Source organism: Bradyrhizobium sp. SZCCHNR1015, assembly GCF_032489875.1.
Taxonomy (GTDB): domain Bacteria; phylum Pseudomonadota; class Alphaproteobacteria; order Rhizobiales; family Xanthobacteraceae; genus Bradyrhizobium.
Window position 1 is genome coordinate 40,786 of record NZ_JAUEYW010000022.1, and the last position, 16,144, is coordinate 56,929.

A 16,144-nucleotide genomic window follows, 5' to 3' on the forward strand; every position below is an offset into this window, starting at 1 on the left:
CCGGAATGACGTGCTCTGGGTTACCTGCCCGGTCCCTGAATATACACCTTCCAAACGATTGCAGGGCCCGCCTGGCCGTGGAAGAAGCGCTGGGTGGTCATCACCAGCGGCTCGGCCTTCGGGGCCTCCTTGGCCATCCAGGCCTCGCAGGCCGCGATCCGGTTGTCGGTGGTGTCGCAGATGCCGATGAACCCCTCGCGCTCGAGGTCTTCCAGCGTGCTCAGGCCGGAACTCCAGGTTTCCTCTGCCGTGTAGGGCACGGTGAACGGCCGCGGGTGGTCCGGGCTGTAGAAGGTCATCGGCGTGTTCATCTCGGAAAAGCCGGCCACCAGCGGCCAGGGCGAGCCGAATCGGGCGTGCCAGGCTTTGGTCAATTCCCGCGCCAGCTCCGAACGGGCGCCGTAGCCGGTGGCGCCGTTCGGATTGGCGGCCATCTCGCGCCGGGCAATCCAGGGCGAGGCGATCAGCGTGAGCAGCGACAGCACCAGCCAGACGGCGGCCAGCCGCGGCAGCATGACCGACCGCAGCCGCAGCGCGGGGATCGCGACCAGCGCCAGCGGCACCAGGAAGAACAGCGAGATGCCCCAATCGGTCTTCATGTAGATCGTGAAAGCGAGGCCGCCGAGCGGCGGCCCGACGGCAACGATCGCCTGCACCAGCCAGACATTGATCGCCTGGCTCACATTCACGCCGGGATTGGGACCGCCGCGCCAGTTGCGGAAGGCGAAGCGCGGCGGCCAGGCCATCGCCAGCGCCGCCAGCGCCAACGGCAAAGCCAGCAGCGCCAGATTGTGGCCGACATAGCCGAGCACGAGCTCGGCGGCCCGGCCCCGGTCCGACAGCGTATAGACATCCCCGGCATAGGTGATGGCGACGAAATCGACCCGCCACAGCCACACCAGATGCGGGATCATCGCCACCAGCATGGCGACGATCGCGACCCACGGCGCGGGCGACGCCAGGAAGCGCAGCCGTTCCGGGTGCAGCAGCGCGGCAAGGCCGATGGCGCCGATCATGGTCAGCACCCAATATTTGGTCATCAGCGCGGCCGCGCCGGCGAGGCCGAGCCACAGGCCGGAGGCGGCGCTGCGCTTTTCAAACGCGTTGAGATAGGCCAGCACCAGCAGCGGCAGGGTCAGCAGCTGCACCAGGTCGGCGTTGTACTTGAAGCCCTTGAAATTGAAGATCGGGTACAGCGCGACCATCACCATGACGAAGAAGGCGCGGCGGCGGTCGACCACCTTGAGGCTGGCGAGCCAGACGATGACGAGGCCGCTGCCGTTCACGGCCATCGCCAGCGCATAGGTCGCCCAGTCCTTGACCGGAAACACCGAGAACCACAGCCCGGCGATCCAGCCCGACAGTGGCGGATGCTTGCCGTAACCGAACAGGAAGCGGCTGCCCCAGGCATAGGCCTCGGCAACGTCCATGTGGACGTCCTGCGCCGCCTTCAGATTGGTCAGGATCGCGGTCCACAGCACGGCATGGACGACCACGAAGGCGATGACCACCCAGGCCGACGTTGCAGGCGCCGTGGCGCGCGCCACCAGCCAGGCGGAGATTCGCCGCGGTCCGAGACGGCCGCGCATGCGCGCCGCGAGAGGCGGAAGAGAGGTACTCGACATCCGCCCTCGGTAGCCTGTTTTCGGGCCACGGGGAATCAGCTTGGCGTGAAGAAAGGCCCTGGAAATTCAGCAATATGGTTGCTGGTTGGGGGCTCGGGATGCTATCTGCGCGACCCATGACGACCGTCCCCATTCCCAACATCCGCAACTTCTCCATCGTCGCCCATATCGACCATGGAAAGTCCACGCTCGCCGACCGCCTGATCCAGATGACGGGCGGCCTGTCGGACCGCGAGATGGCGGGCAAGGAACAGGTGCTCGATTCGATGGATATCGAGCGCGAGCGCGGCATCACCATCAAGGCGCAGACCGTGCGCCTGCAGTACCGCGCCAAGGACGGCAAGGATTACATCTTCAACCTGATGGACACGCCCGGCCACGTCGACTTCGCCTACGAGGTCTCGCGGTCGCTGGCGGCGTGCGAGGGCTCGCTGCTGGTGGTCGACGCCAGCCAGGGCGTCGAGGCGCAGACGCTCGCCAACGTCTACCAGGCGCTCGACAACAACCACGAGATCGTTCCGGTCCTCAACAAGATCGACCTGCCGGCCGCCGAGCCCGAGAAGATCAAGCAGCAGATCGAGGACGTCATCGGCATCGACGCCTCCGACGCGGTGATGATCTCGGCCAAGACCGGCCTCGGGATTCCCGACGTGCTGGAGGCGATCGTCACCCGGCTGCCGCCGCCGAAGGGCGACCGCGATGCGACCCTGAAGGCGCTCTTGGTCGACAGCTGGTACGACGTCTATCTCGGCGTCGTCGTTCTCGTGCGCATCGTCGACGGCGTCATGAAGAAGGGCCAGCGCGTCCGGATGATGGGCACCGGGGCCGCCTATGACGTCGAGCGCGTCGGCTTCTTCACGCCAAAGATGCAGCAGGTCGATGAGCTTGGGCCCGGCGAGGTCGGCTTCATCACCGCCGCGATCAAGGAGGTGGCCGACACCCGTGTCGGCGACACCATCACCGACGACCGCAAGCCGGTCTCGGAGATGCTGCCGGGCTTCAAGCCGGCCATCCCGGTCGTATTCTGCGGCCTGTTCCCGGTCGACGCCGACGATTTCGAGACGCTTCGCGCAGCGATGGGCAAGCTCCGGCTCAACGACGCCAGCTTCTCGTTCGAGATGGAGACATCCGCCGCGCTCGGCTTCGGCTTCCGCTGCGGCTTCCTTGGCCTGTTGCACCTCGAGATCATCCAGGAGCGGCTGTCGCGCGAGTTCGATCTCAACCTGATCGCGACCGCGCCCTCCGTCATCTACAAGATGAAGCTGACCGACGGCGAGGAGATCGAGATCCACAACCCCGTGGACATGCCCGACGTGGTCAAGATCGCCGAGATCCAGGAGCCCTGGATCGAGGCCACGATCCTGACACCGGACGAATATCTCGGCAGCGTGCTGAAGCTGTGCCAGGACCGCCGCGGCAATCAGAAGGAGCTCACCTACGTGGGCGCCCGTGCGATGGTCAAATACGACCTGCCGCTGAACGAGGTCGTGTTCGATTTCTACGACCGGCTGAAATCGGTCTCCAAGGGCTACGCCTCGTTCGACTATCATTTGACCGACTACAAGCCGGCCGACCTCGTCAAGATGCAGATCCTCGTCAACAACGAGCCGGTCGATGCGCTGTCGATGCTGGTGCACAGGACCCGCGCCGAAGGGCGCGGCCGCGCCATGGTCGAGAAGATGAAGGACCTGATCCCGCCGCACATGTTCCAGATCCCGATCCAGGCGGCGATCGGCGGCAAGGTGATCGCGCGCGAGACCGTGCGCGCGCTGCGCAAGGACGTCACCGCGAAGTGCTACGGCGGCGACATCACGCGCAAAAGGAAGCTTCTGGAGAAGCAGAAGGAAGGCAAGAAGAAGATGCGGCAGTTCGGCAAGGTCGACATCCCGCAGGAAGCCTTCATCGCCGCGCTCAAGGTCGACAGCTGAGGGCGGATCGCCGCCCGCTCGATCGACCGCAGGGCTATCGCCCATAGACCGGCTGGGCAGTCGCGACGAGCCATCCTGCCAATTAGTTACTCCGTCATGGCCGGGCTTGCCCTGGGCATCCACGTGGTTGTCAGCGTGCCGAACGACGGGGATGGCCGGGACAAGCCCGGCCATGACGACGTCGTGACGGAAGAGCACGACACCCCGATCGTCCAATGCGATCGACGGGGAAGCGGAACGTGGGACGCCCTCGGCTGAATCGGTGTTCCCGTACAACTACGGTATCTGTTCCTTAATGGTATTCTGGGACCCTTGCTGCAAAGCAAGGAATGCCCCAATGTCCCGCCTCCGATCGATCTCCGCCCGCCTGATCATCGCGCTCTCACTCACCGTCGCCATCGCCTGTGCCGTGCTCGGCACCTTCTCCGTCATCCAACAGCGCGCCCTGACCCGACTGGCGCTGGAGCAGCAGTTGAAGCTGCAGTTCGACAGCGTGTCGGCCGGCATCGACTATGAAGGCCGCGCCGCGCTGGCGGTGAGCTCCACCCTGGCGGCGCTGCCGCCGATCGCCGATGCCTATCTCAAGGGCGACCGCGACGCGCTCGGCGCCCTGCTCGGCGGCGCCATGACGTCGCTGAAGGCGCAAGGCATTCCGCTGGTGAACGTATGGGCGCCGCCGGCCACCAATTTCTATCGCGTGCATGAGCCGAAGGTGTTCGGCGACGACACCTCGAAGCGCCGCATCACGGTGGTGCAGGCCAACCAGACCGGCCGCCTGATCGCCGGCGTCGAGCAGAGCCGGCTGTCGCTCGGCATCTTCGGCATGACCCCGATCGTGCGCGACGGCAAGGTGATCGCGACCGTCGACGTCGGCGCCGCCTTCGGCAAGGAATTCGTCGAGCGCGCCAAGCAGCGCTTCGGCATCGATCTCGCCGTCTACTGGATCAACGACGGCCAGCCGAAGCGGCTGTCCTCGACGTTCGGCGACGAGACCGTCGCCACCCCGGACGAGGTGCTCGCAGTGTTCAAGGGCACGGCGCTGCTGCGCGATGCCACCCTGGCCGGCAAGCCCGCCGCGGTCTATGCCGGCCAGATCAGGAACTACGCCGGCGACCCGATCGCCGTGCTCGAGCTGATCAAGGACACCACGGCTTACGAGGCCGCCGCCGCCAGCGCGCAGCAGCAGCTGATCATCGGCACGGTCGTGATCCTGCTGCTCGCCGTCATCGTCGCGCTGTTCGTCGCCCGCGGCATCTCGCGCCCGCTGGTCGCGATCACTGCCGTCATGCACCGGCTGTCGAGCGGCGACACCGAGGTTGCGATCCCCGGCGGCCAGCGCAAGGATGAGCTCGGCACGATGGCGCAGGCGGTCGACGTGTTCCGCCGCAACATGATCGAGACGGCCAGCCTGCGCGAGTCGCAGGAGGCGACGCAACACCGCGCCGAGCAGGAGAAGCAGGCGCTACAGCGACAGATGGCCGACCGGTTCGAGGCCGACGTCAAGGGCGTGGTGTCCTCGGTCGCCAAGGCGACGGCGGACATGGAGCGCGTCGTCCACGAGATCACGGTCAGCGTCAACGGCACCTCGCAGCGCACGGCGGCCGCGGCGGCGGCGTCCGAGGAAGCCTCCAGCGGCGTATCGACCGTCGCCGCGGCCTCGGAGGAGCTCGCCTCCTCGGTGACCGAGATCGGCCGCCAGGTCGCGCATTCCAGCAAGGTCGCCGACGGCGCCGTGGTCAAGGCGCGGCAGACCACCGAGATGGTCGAGAGCCTCGCCGCCGCCGCCGAGCGGATCGGCGACGTGCTGCGCCTGATCGACGCGATCGCGAGCCAGACCAACCTGCTCGCGCTCAACGCCACCATCGAGGCGGCGCGCGCCGGCGAGGCGGGCCGCGGCTTTGCGGTCGTCGCCGCCGAGGTCAAGGAGCTGGCGGGTCAGACCGCCAAGGCGACGGAAGAGATCGCCGGCCAGGTCACCTCGATCCAGGCCGCGACGTCCGACTGCGTCAGCGCCATCGGCGGCATCAGCGGCACGATCCAGGAGATCAGCGGCATTGCCGCGACCATCGCCGCCGCCGTCGAGCAGCAGGGCTCGGCGACGCGCGAGATCGCGCGCAGCGTCCAGCAGGCGGCGTCCGGCACCAACGAGGTGTCGCAGAACGTCGTCGGCGCCAGCGACGCGGCCGAGCAGTCGCGCCAGCTCGCCGATCACGTCATGGTCGCGACGCGCGACCTCGGCAAGCATGCGAACGACCTGTTTAAGAGCGTCGACACCTTCCTCGCGGGCTTGCGCAAGGCGGCGTAGCACGCGACTTTCACCCTCCAGCGGCGGCCCACCGCTGCCAGCCCAACGATCGATGTCGTCCCCGCGAACGCGGGGACCCATAACCACCGAAGGGAGAGGTGAGAGCGAGCTGGAGCCACAGCAATGCCTCACGGCTGGCGCCGCGGAGTATGGGCCTCCGCGTTCGCGGGGACGACGGTGGTGATGAGGTAAGAGCCGGGCTCCCCCTTCAATCGCCGGTCGTGAGCGCAAAGCCCTCGTCGAGCCAGCCGGTGATGCCGCCGATCATCATCTTCACGGGAAGCCCGAGCCGCGCAAGCCGGATCGCGGCGCGGTTGGCGCCGTTGCAGTGCGGGCCGGCGCAGTAGACCACGAACAGCCTGTCCTTCGCGTACTCGGCCATCCGCTCCGCGGTCATGGTCCGGTGCGGGATGTTGATGGCGCCGGCGATGTGGCCCTTCGCGAACGAGGCCGGGCCCCTGACATCCACCAGGATGAAGTCCGGAGCTGCTGCATGCAGACTCTCGTGCACGTCCCAGCAATCGGTCTCGAACGAGAGCATCGCCTCGAAATGGGCGAGCGCCTGGGCTGACGGGGCTGCGGGCACCTCGGTGACATGGGTCGTCATCGTCTCTCTCCTGCGACGTTGCGTGAGCTCCAATCTCGCGCGCTACGCCGGGCGACCCAAGTGACGGATCGGACAAAGTCCGGTAGGTTTCCGCCAATGCAGTCAGCCGCAGCCAGCAGCCCTCCGCACGATCCCGGCCTCGTCGCGGTCATCGCCTATGACGGGCTGTGCACGTTCGAGTTCGGCATCGCGGTCGAAGTCTTCGGGCTGCCACGGCCAGAGTTCGATTTCCCGTGGTACCGGTTCAAGGTGGTTTCGGCCGAGGGACGAAGGTCACGCGCCATCGGCGGCATCGTGGTGGAGGCCGGCGCGCCGCTTGCGCGGCTGAAGGATGCCAGCACGATCATCGTGCCGGGGTGGCGCGATCGCAATGAGCGGCCGCCGGAGCGCCTGCTGCGCGCCATCGCGCAGGCGGCGGCGCGGGGGGCGCGGTGCCTGTCGATCTGCTCGGGCGTGTTCGTTCTGGCGGCGGCAGGGCTGCTCGACGGCAGGCGCGCCACCACGCATTGGCGGCACATCCCCGACCTGAAGCGACTCTATCCGAATATTCGCATCGAGGAGGACACGCTCTACGTCGACGAGGGCAATGTCGTCACCTCGGCCGGCAGTGCGGCGGGCATCGACGCCTGCCTGCATCTGGTCCGGCGCGACTTCGGCAGCAAGGTTGCGAACAGCGTTGCCCGGCGGCTGGTGATGCCGCCGCACCGGGACGGCGGGCAGGCGCAGTACGTCGTCGCACCGGTCCAGATCCGCCCGGGACGGACGATCGGCGACGTCATGGATTGGGCACGCGCGCGACTGGCGCAGCCGATCGCGATCAGTGCGATGGCCAAGCGCGCCGGGATGAGCGAGCGATCCTTGCTACGATCTTTCAAGGACAGCACGGGCGCCGGCCCCGCGGCCTGGCTGCAGCAGGAGCGCATGGCGCGGGCGCGGGAGCTGCTGGAGAACGCGACGCTTTCCCTGGCGGACGTCGCGGCGCAGTGCGGCTACCGGTCGCTCGAAACCTTTCGCGTCGCTTTCCGGCGCATCGTCGGAACATCACCCGCGGCTTATCGGCGGCGCTTCGAGGCGCGTCCAACAGCGGCCAGCGTCGCTCGCTCAAGCCACCAGCGCGTTGCCGGGTGAGGCGCCGTCCATGGCGTCCCGCTGCGCCTGCAACAGCCGGACGATGTCGACATTGGGCCGGGGCCGGCTGAACAGATAGCCCTGCCCTTCATGGCAGCCCTCGGCGCGCAGACAGCGGAGCTCCGCCTCCGTCTCGACACCCTCGGCCGTGATCGTCACGCCGAGCCCCTTGCCGAGGCTGACGATCGAGCGGACGATCGCCTGCGCCTCGCGATTGGCGGCGAGACCGCGGATGAAGGACTGATCGACCTTGATCTTGTCGAACGGAAAGCTGCGCAGATAGCTCAGGCTGGAATAGCCGGTGCCGAAATCGTCCATCGAAATGCGGACGCCCAGCGCGCGCAACGCATGCAGGGTGGCCAGCACCTGGCCGCTCTTCTCCAGCACCAGCGTCTCGGTGATCTCGAGCTCGAGCCGGCTCGCCGGCAGGCCCGACTGCTTGAGCACGTCCATCACCAGCGACAGCACATTGCCGACGCGGAACTGCAGCGGCGACATGTTCACGGCGACACGGACGTCGTCCGGCCATTTCGCCGCGTCGTTGCAGGCCTGGCGCAACATCGCGCGGCCAAGCGCCGAGATCAGGCCGGTCTCCTCGGCGACCGGGATGAACTCCGACGGCGGGATCATGCCGCGCTCGGGATGCGGCCAGCGCGCCAGCGCCTCGAAGCCGGTGATGCGTCCGGTCGAGAGGTCGATCAGCGGCTGATAATGCGGCTGTAGCACGTCGCGCTGGATGGCCTCGCGCAGCTCGGATTCGATCTTGCGCCGGCTCTGCGCCCGCGCATCCATGCCGGGTTCGAAATAGCTGAAGGTGCCGCGCGTCTCGTTCTTGGCGCGCGACAGCGCCATGTCGGCATTCTTGAGCAGCTTCTCGGCGTCGTCGCCGTCGTTCGGCGCCATGGCGATGCCGATCGTGGCACCGATCGTCACCGAGCTGCCGTCGATGAGATAGGGATCGGCGATCGCCTCCAGCAGCCGGCGGCAGAGCTGGGCCGCATCCTCCGGCCGCGCCTGCCCGCCCTGCACCACCGCGAACTCGTCGGAGTTCAGTCGCGCGACGATGTCCTCCTGACGCAGGACCGAGCGCAGCCGCTTGCCGACCCCGCGCAACAGCCGGTCGCCGACCGCGTGGCCGAGGGTGTCGTTGATCGACTTGAAATTATCGAGGCCGAGCACCAGCACGGCGATCTTCTCGGAGCCGCGCCGCATCTGGGCGAGCTTGTCATCGACCTTCTGGCGCAGCAGGTTGCGGCTCGGCAGGCCGGTCAGCGCGTCGTGCTGGGCGAGGAAGGCGAGCCGCGCCTCGGCGCGCTTGCGCTCGGTGATGTCCATCAGCGCCAGCAGCACCGCGGGCTGGGCGTTGTGGACAAGATGGCGCGAATAGATCGCGAGATCGATCAGGGCGCCATCGGCGCGGACATGCTTCCAGGTGCGCGCCGCCTGCTCCTCGCTGGACTGCTCGCCTGCCCAGGGCGGCTCGCTGTCATAGGCCTGCAGGCTGCGGATGCTGAGCCGCTCGAAGGCGTCCCGGCTATAGCCGTAATGCTGGGCCGCCGCTTCGTTGACGCCGAGCACGCGCCCATCATCCGTCGCGCAGACGATCATCGGCACGGGATTGCCGTCGAACAGCAGGCGGAACGACTCCTCGCGCTGCTTCAATTCGGTAATGTCGACGCGCAGGCCAACGATGCCGCCATCGCCGGTCAGACGCTCCTCGATCAGGATGGTGCGGCCGTCCGACAGCTTCTGCTCGTGGCGACCGCTCGGATGAAACAGCTTTTCGAGCCGTTCGGCGATCCACTCCTCCTCGCGGCCGGCGGCTTCCGGATAGTCGCCGCGGGCGACGCCGATCCGGATCGTGTCCTGCAGCCGGGCGCCGGCTTCGAACAGGTCCGAGCTGCGGTTGTAGATTTCGGCGTATTTCTTGTTCCAGAGGATGTAACGGCCGTCGGCGTCGAGGAACACGATCCCCTCGGGAAGAAGGTTGATCGCTTCGATCAGCCGATCATGCGCCTTCTTCGCCTCCGCCATCGCCATTTCGGCGCACTTGCTCCCATCGACAGGGCCAAGCTTGCGCAGGTTGTGCCGCCGCAATTTCGGGCTTGGCTTGACCGGGTGAACTGCATCGCGGGCGCTTGGCAGGCGATTGCGCTTTTTTGCCGTGGGTGGCCGAACGGGCCGCATCGCGTGCCTCACTCTCCTTCTCGAAAGGCAGTTTTCAGCCACGTTTCTGAAAAAATGGTATCTTGATGCAGAACACGACAGCCATTGGTTACGGGAACAGGCAGATGCACTCGCGTATTTGGAGAGTTGAGCCTTGCGCCGAGGATCAACCAAGGGCTGCGATACAACCAGCGATATGTGACGTCGGCTGCCACCGGCCAGAAAAGACCCGCATACCGTGCAGTGGCCTTGCGCTTATTGTTCATTTACCGAACGAACTCACGCAATTGAACCGAGTTCAGCCAGTTCCGCCAATCCGGCAGCAGGGTTAGAGGCAGGTTAAAACGACTCGAATGACCTGCTGTTGACGTAGAATTGGGCAACTCGGCCGGTCGGCAAACGCTACACTGGCTTCATGCATGTCCGCCTGATTCTGGTCGCCATCATCAGTTCGGCCGTCATTGCCGCGGCGAGCCCGACCCATGCCCAGGACAAGGGCAGCGTCGAGCCGAAGGCCCTGCCGCCATTGGCGCATCCGGACGATCCGAATACGCCGGCCAAGGAGCTGTTCGCGCGCAGGATCCTGCCGTCGGCGCAACCGACCAAGGTGATTGGAACCTATAATCGGGGCTGCATCGCCGGCGCTGAGCGAATGCCGATCAATGGCGAGGGCTGGCAGGTGATGCGGCTGTCGCGCAACCGCAATTTCGGCCATCCCAACCTGATCGCGCTGCTGAAGCGGCTGGCGACCCGCGCGCACAAGGATGCCGGCTGGCCCGGCATCCTGGTCGGCGACATCGGCCAGCCGCGCGGCGGTCCGGCATTGAGCGGCCATGCCAGCCATCAGATCGGGCTCGACGCCGACATCTGGCTGACCCCGATGCCCGAGCACCGGCTGTCGCGCAACGAGCGCGAGGAGATGTCGGCGGTGATGATGGTGCGGCCCGATCGCCTCGATGTCGATCCACGCGTGTTCACGAAGGGCCACCTCGCCGTGATCCGGGCCGCGGCCCAGGAGCCGTCGGTGCAGCGCATCTTCGTCAATGCCGCGATCAAGAAGGCGCTGTGCCGGGACGCCAGGGGCGACCGCAGCTGGCTCACCAAGGTGCGGCCGTGGTGGGGGCACGACTATCACTTCCACATCCGCATGGTGTGCCCGCCGGGCAACCCGGACTGCCACGGCCAGACCAACCAGGAGGGCGGCGATGGCTGCGGCGACCTCGACTATTGGTTCTCGGACGCGGTGCTGCATCCGCTGCCGCCGAAAGAGCCACCCAAGCCGCCGCAACCGATTACGATGGCGCAACTGCCGCCTGGCTGCCGAGCGGTGCTGCATGCGCCGGACGCCAAGAATTGATTCAGCGACGGCTGACGCGGCGCAGGAATCGCAGTAAGGCTGAATCGCAGTAAGGCTGGATTGCTTTAGAATGACATCGTTCGCGCCGTGAGCGCGACGATCGAAGGGGATGACGGTCCCTCCACCTCCTGTTATCGCGGTATCGAAATGCCGCGCGCCGCTGCGCGGCGCAACAGTCGCGAGTCCGTCATGATCCTGATCCGTCCCGCCACGACTGCCTTCCTCCTCACGCTGGCCGCGAGCTCGGCTGCGGTTGCCGCCGAACCGAGCGGCTGCGACAAATTCAAATGGGACATCGCGCGCGAGCGTGCCGCTCTGACCGCGGCCAACCGCGAGAAGCTGGTATCGGGCGCCGAGATCGCCGCCATCCCGGCCACCGGCATGGTGCTGGAGCTGCGTCCGACGGCCGAGGCCAGGCTGGCGATGCCACCGGAACGCGCGCCCAAGGACGGCACCTTCGCCGGCCTCACGCGGATCACCGCAGCGCCCAAGGCGGGCGTGTACACGATCAGCCTGTCGGCCGCGGCCTGGATCGACGTCGTGCAGGACGGCAAGATCCTCAAACCCGCTGGCTTCAGCGGCGCCACCGATTGCGACGGCATCCGCAAGACCCTGAAGTACGAGCTGGGACCGCATCCCCTGGTGTTGCAGGTCAGCGGCGCGCCGGACAATGCGATTTCGATCGCGGTCCTGCCCGCGGCAGAGTGACGCTCACACTCCCGCAACCGACGACCAGACTTCGGCCAGTCTGCGCTTCATCCGCTCTTTGCGCGTCAGCACCGGCACCTCTTCTTCGTCCTCCGGCAGGCGCAGGCCGACCACGTTGACGCGGCCGCCGGAGATCGAGCGGGCGACCAGCACGATGGTGTCGAGCGCCACGGTCGCGCCTTCCTTCGGCGCGTTGTCGAGGTGGATGTCGAAATAGTCGGCCAGCGTCAGCTTGTCCTCGCCCTCGCCGAGCTTGACGCCATAGATGCCGGCGACCTCGTCGAGCGTATGCTCGGCCGAGACCATGAAGTCGCCGAGCAGATGCGGGTCGGGCGCCGCCGACGGCGGCATGTCGACGAAGAAGCGGTCGAGCGACTCGGCCTTTTCCGGCGGCGCCAGCAGATAGAGGTAGTCACCCGGCGCGATCGGCTCGGCCTCGGGCGGCGACAGGATCTGCTGGTTGCGGATCACCAGGGTCGGCTTCGACCAGGACGGGATCAGGCCGCGGCGGAAGTACAGGCTCTTGGAGCGGATCGAATAGCCGACCAATTGCTGCTCGAGCTGGCCGGGCAGATCGAGCTCGATGCGGCGCGGGCCGCGATCGGTGCGCGGCAGCGCCACGTGCAGCTTGCGCGCGGCAATGCCGAGCGTCCAGCCCTGCGCCAGCAGCGAGATGATCACCACCACGAACGCGACGTCGAAATAGAGATAGGCGTTGGACAGGCCGACCAGCAGCGGGATCGAGGCCAGGAAGATCGCGACCGCGCCGCGCAGGCCGGTCCAGGCGATGAACGCCTTCTCCCGCCAGTTGAACCGGAACGGATAGAGGCAGAGAAACACCGCGACGGGTCGCGCCACCAGCATCAGCATCAGCGCGACGGCAATCGCCGGCAGCAGGCTGTCGAGCAGCCGCTGCGGCGACACCAGCAGCCCGAGCAGCACGAACATCACGATCTGCGCCAGCCAGGTCGCGGCATCGAGGAAGGTGACGACCGAATTGTGCGCCCGCGTCGGCCGGTTGCCGACGATCAGACCGGCGAGATAGACCGCGAGGAAGCCGGAGCCGTGCGCGATCTGCGCCATGCCGAAGATGACCAGCGCAGCGGTGGTCACGAACGGCGCGTGCAGGCCCTGCGGCAGCGAGACCCGGTTGAGGCCGATGACGACGAGGCGGCCGCCGACGATGCCGAACAGCGTGCCGAGCACGGCCTCGCGGACCAGCTCGAACACGAAATGTCCGATGCTGCCGTGACCGACCGAGATCAGCTCGACCAGCATCAGGGTCAGGAACACCGCGAACGGATCGTTGCTGCCGGACTCCGCCTCCAGCGTGGCGCCGACGCGCGGGCGCAGCCGCAGGCCCTGGGCGTGGACCAGCAGGAACACGGCCGCCGCATCCGTCGAGGCGATGACGGCGCCGACCAGCGTCGCCTCGGTCCAGCCGAGGTCGAGGGCATATTTCGCCACCGGCGCGGTGATGAAGGCGGTCAACAGCACGCCGACGGTCGCAAGCACCATCGAGGGCGCCAGCACGGTGCGGATGCTCTGGAAGCGCGTGCGCAGGCCGCCATCGAACAGGATCAGCGCCAGCGCGACGGAGCCCACCAGATAGGTGGTGCGGACGTCCTGAAACTCGATATGACCAGGGCCTGAATCGCCCGCCAGCATGCCGATCACCAGGAACACCAGCAGCAGCGGTGCGCCGAAGCGCAGCGCCAGCAGGCTCGACAGGATGCCGGCCATGACGAGGACCGCACCGAGGAGGATCGCAATGCTGACGGCGTCGAGGGATGTCATGAAAAAACGTTGATGAATCCGAGTTTTACATCCTTATCGTCGCCACACTTGCACGCCAACCGGATTTGCTCTTATCGCGGCGATATGCCCATTTTTCCATCCTTGCCCGCGTTCGGGGTATATTTCGCGGCAATCGCCCGTGACGAAAACGAACTAAATCCCGCTGATCCGGCCAACCCGCGCCCCTGTTCCCCTCCGAGACCCCGCTGATGGACCTCGACCTGAAAGACGTTCTCGAATTCCTGCAGACCGTTGGCCGCTCGATCGGCGCCGAGGTCACTTCGCCGTGGTTCTATCTTCAGCTCGGGCTGGTGCTGAGCGGCGCCGGCATCGCCTTTGCCGCCAGCGCCGCCGTGCGCGCCCGCATCGACCTGACCTCGCTGGCGATGGGCTGGCCGGGCCCGCTGCGGCAACTGCTGCGGGTGCTGCTGGAGAGCGTCACCACGGTCGTGTTCGTGATCCTGATGCGGATCGCCCGCACCGGCATGTTGCTGTGGACCTGGCCGAGCCGCAGCTACCTGCTCGCCGTCGCGCTCAAGCTGGCGCTGGCCTGGCTGGTGATCCGGCTGATCACTTCGGTGATCCGCAGCACCTTCATCGTGCAGATCGTGTCGATCTCGGCCTGGCTGGTCGCCGCACTCAGCATCATCGGCCAGCTCGACAATGTGGTCGACGCGCTCGATTCCATCTCGGTCGTGCTCGGCGGCCTCAGGCTGACGCCGCTGCTGGTGATCAAGCTCGGCGTCTTGCTGCTCGCGGTGCTGTGGCTGACCAACGTCGCCAGCAATTTCGTCGAAAGCCGCATCACGCGCTCGACCGACCTGACACCGTCGATCCAGGTCCTCCTGATCAAGATGGTCCGCATGGGCCTGATGATCCTCGGCGTTGCGATTGCGATCAGCGCGGTCGGCATCAACCTGTCGGCGCTGGCGATCTTCTCCGGTGCCGCCGGTGTCGGTATCGGCCTCGGCCTGCAGCGCATCGTCGCCAATTTCGTCGCGGGCATCATCCTGCTGGCCGACAAATCGGTGAAGCCGGGCGATCTCGTCACGATCGGCGACAGTTCGGGGCGCATCAGCGCGATGAACACGCGCTACATCTCGGTTGCCGCCGGCGACGGCCGCGAGTTCCTGATTCCGAACGAGGATCTTGTCACCCAGAAGGTGACCAACTGGACCTACACCGACAAGAACACGCTGGTGAAGGTCAATTTCGGCACCAACTACGACGCCGATCCCCGGGTCGTCTGCAAGCTCGCCACCGAGATCGCGGCCGAGACGCCGCGCACCTTGAAATCGAAGGCGCCGAACTGCCTGCTGACCGAGTTCACCGAGGCCGGCATGAAGTTCTCGCTGACCACATGGATCGCCGATCCCAGCTACATGGACAGCGTCAAGAGCGAGGTGATGCTGGCGCTGTGGGAGGCCTTCAAGCGCGAGGGCATCAGGGTGCCGTATCCGGTGCGAGAGCTTCGCGTTCGCGGCGGCGCGCTGCCGGTGGAGACCACGCTCGAGGTGCCGACCGGCTAGGGCCGGCAGGTCCGGCCGTGCAGACCCGGCTTGCACCGGGCGGCACGATCATTAAATTAGGCGATCACCCCGCGACATGTTCGAGAACGAAACAGGCCCATGAACTATATCGAAGCGACCGACGCCGCTGCGCGCAAGAACGGCCAGATCAAGCTGCACGGCCCGAGCGGCTTTGCCGGCATGCGCAAGGCCGGCGCGCTGGTGTCGAAGTGCCTCGATGCGCTCACCGACATCGTCAAGCCGGGCGTGCCGACCTCCCGAATCGACGATTTCGTTCGCGACTTCGCCTTCAGCCATGGCGCCTATCCGGCGACGCTGATGTATCGCGGCTATCGCTACTCGACCTGCACGTCGATCAACCACGTGGTCTGCCACGGCATGCCGAACGACCGGCCGCTGAAGGAAGGCGACATCATCAATGTCGACGTCACCTTCATCGTCGACGGCTGGTACGGCGATTCGAGCCGCATGTATGCGATCGGGCCGATCGCGCGCAAGGCCGAGCGGCTGATCGAGGTGACCTACGAATCGATGATGCGCGGCATCGCCGCGGTGAAGCCCGGCGCCACCACCGGCGATATCGGCCATGCGATCCAGAGCTTCGTCGAGCCGCAGGGCATGAGCGTGGTGCGCGACTTCTGCGGCCACGGCCTCGGCCGGCTGTTCCACGACGAGCCGAACATCATCCATGTCGGCCGCCCGGGCGAGGGCGTGCTGCTCAAGCCGGGCATGTTCTTCACCATCGAGCCGATGATCAATCTCGGCAAGCCGCACGTGAAGATCCTGTCCGACGGCTGGACCGCCGTCACGCGCGACCGTTCGCTGTCGGCACAGTTCGAGCACTCGGTCGGCGTCACCAATGACGGCGTCGAGATCTTCACGCTCTCGGAGCGCCATGGCGAGAAGCCGCTGACGCAGGTGTGAGCGGGCTGCCTGGCCCAATGGTCGCCGGGCGTCCGATTGTTGCCATGCCGGGCTGATCGACTGCCGCTTC

Annotated in this window: 12 protein-coding genes; 8 read left to right on the forward strand and 4 right to left on the reverse strand. The window is 66.6% G+C overall.

Annotated elements, in window-relative coordinates; all coding sequences use genetic code 11:
- Positions 1-20: 20 nt before the first annotated feature.
- Entirely contained in the window at positions 21-1,625 is a 1,605-nt protein-coding gene (locus QX128_RS30040; RefSeq protein WP_316239327.1) for a glycosyltransferase family 39 protein, read from the reverse strand.
- Between the two features lie 116 nt (positions 1,626-1,741).
- On the opposite strand from QX128_RS30040, the gene lepA reads away from it, so the two are divergent.
- The 3 genes from lepA to QX128_RS30055 all read left to right on the forward strand — a co-directional run bounded on the left by lepA (position 1,742) and on the right by QX128_RS30055 (position 5,858).
- Complete coding sequence (gene lepA, locus QX128_RS30045) at positions 1,742-3,553, forward strand: translation elongation factor 4 (protein WP_316239328.1); 1,812 nt, start codon at positions 1,742-1,744, stop codon at positions 3,551-3,553.
- A 96-nt stretch (positions 3,554-3,649) separates the two neighbouring features.
- On the forward strand, positions 3,650-3,811 hold the full coding sequence (locus QX128_RS30050; RefSeq protein ID WP_316183121.1) for a hypothetical protein: 162 nt from the start codon (positions 3,650-3,652) through the stop codon (positions 3,809-3,811).
- A gap of 79 nt (positions 3,812-3,890) precedes the next feature.
- Positions 3,891-5,858: a methyl-accepting chemotaxis protein gene (locus QX128_RS30055; RefSeq protein WP_316239329.1), complete on the forward strand. Its 1,968-nt coding sequence runs from the start codon at positions 3,891-3,893 to the stop codon at positions 5,856-5,858.
- 208 nt (positions 5,859-6,066) lie between these two features.
- On the opposite strand, the gene QX128_RS30060 is transcribed toward QX128_RS30055, so the two are convergent.
- Entirely contained in the window at positions 6,067-6,465 is a 399-nt protein-coding gene (locus QX128_RS30060) for a rhodanese-like domain-containing protein (RefSeq protein ID WP_316239330.1), read from the reverse strand.
- A gap of 96 nt (positions 6,466-6,561) precedes the next feature.
- Here QX128_RS30060 and ftrA point away from each other — a divergent pair, with 96 nt between their 5' ends.
- The gene (ftrA, locus tag QX128_RS30065; protein WP_316239331.1) at positions 6,562-7,593 is read left to right on the forward strand and encodes a transcriptional regulator FtrA; all 1,032 of its coding nucleotides are present in this window, start codon (positions 6,562-6,564) and stop codon (positions 7,591-7,593) included.
- Here ftrA and QX128_RS30070 read toward each other — a convergent pair.
- Entirely contained in the window at positions 7,567-9,780 is a 2,214-nt protein-coding gene (locus tag QX128_RS30070; RefSeq protein WP_316239332.1) for a putative bifunctional diguanylate cyclase/phosphodiesterase, read from the reverse strand. The two genes, ftrA and QX128_RS30070, sit on opposite strands and share 27 nt — an antisense overlap.
- Before the next feature lie 394 nt (positions 9,781-10,174).
- Between QX128_RS30070 and mepA the strand changes: the two genes are divergently transcribed.
- Together mepA and QX128_RS30080 are read left to right on the forward strand one after the other, a co-directional pair.
- Positions 10,175-11,116, forward strand: coding sequence for a penicillin-insensitive murein endopeptidase (gene mepA, locus QX128_RS30075; protein ID WP_316239333.1), 942 nt, complete (start codon positions 10,175-10,177; stop codon positions 11,114-11,116).
- Between the two features lie 189 nt (positions 11,117-11,305).
- Complete coding sequence (locus QX128_RS30080; protein WP_316239334.1) at positions 11,306-11,824, forward strand: hypothetical protein; 519 nt, start codon at positions 11,306-11,308, stop codon at positions 11,822-11,824.
- 3 nt (positions 11,825-11,827) lie between these two features.
- Here the strand turns inward: QX128_RS30080 and QX128_RS30085 are convergent, their stop codons facing one another.
- Positions 11,828-13,621 carry a potassium/proton antiporter gene (locus tag QX128_RS30085; protein ID WP_316239335.1) on the reverse strand — a complete coding sequence of 598 codons (1,794 nt, stop codon included), beginning with the start codon at positions 13,619-13,621 and terminating at the stop codon, positions 11,828-11,830.
- 209 nt (positions 13,622-13,830) lie between these two features.
- Between QX128_RS30085 and QX128_RS30090 the strand changes: the two genes are divergently transcribed.
- Together QX128_RS30090 and map are read left to right on the forward strand one after the other, a co-directional pair.
- A complete protein-coding gene (locus QX128_RS30090) occupies positions 13,831-15,150 on the forward strand; it encodes a mechanosensitive ion channel family protein (RefSeq protein ID WP_316239336.1) in 1,320 nt (439 codons plus the stop codon).
- Between the two features lie 99 nt (positions 15,151-15,249).
- Positions 15,250-16,074, forward strand: a complete 825-nt coding sequence (gene map / locus QX128_RS30095; RefSeq protein WP_315800515.1) for a type I methionyl aminopeptidase — start codon at positions 15,250-15,252, stop codon at positions 16,072-16,074.
- Positions 16,075-16,144: the final 70 nt, after the last annotated feature.